The organism is Helicobacter didelphidarum (assembly GCF_003364195.1).
GTDB lineage: Bacteria > Campylobacterota > Campylobacteria > Campylobacterales > Helicobacteraceae > Helicobacter_A > Helicobacter_A didelphidarum.
Genome location: NZ_NXLQ01000201.1, coordinates 1 through 511, shown reverse-complemented (window position 1 = coordinate 511; position 511 = coordinate 1). Strand labels below are relative to the sequence as shown.

General features: G+C 34.4%; 1 protein-coding gene. It reads left to right on the top strand.

Annotated elements, in window-relative coordinates:
* Window positions 1-122: 122 nt before the first annotated feature.
* The coding region (locus CQA53_RS11940) for a hypothetical protein (RefSeq protein ID WP_115544052.1) at window positions 123-511 on the top strand (389 nt) is incomplete at its 3' end.

Here is a 511-nt window from a genome sequence, read left to right as displayed (position 1 = left end):
ACAAGACGCTATAATTTAGAGCAAGAATCTATGGCGAGTTATAAACTTGCATGGTTCGAGGATAGTATAGGTTGCACATACATTATAAAAAGGAAATTTTTTCAATATCAAGGAGATAAGCAATGACAAATAAACAACAAATACAAAAACTACGAGATAATGCGGAGTTAGCTTGGGCATCTTATGGCTACTTTCATTTAGTGGGTAAAAAGTTTGATGCAAAAGATGAAAGAATTAAAAATTCTCCTAGAATAGATAATCTCACTATTACTCATACCGACATATTAGACATCACTTATAACAAATATATCGCAGTAGAGCTAAATCCACACAAACAAGATGATGAGATACAAGTAGGCACACTCAAAGGCGAATTCTCCCCTAATCAAGCCAAACGCTTCTTTGAACGCTATGATTTACTTATTCACCAGCCCAATACTTCAAATGGCTTCTCTGCTACCCTCTTTGGAGAAAAACGCAAACAAAAAAATACAGAATCTAAAGAGATAAG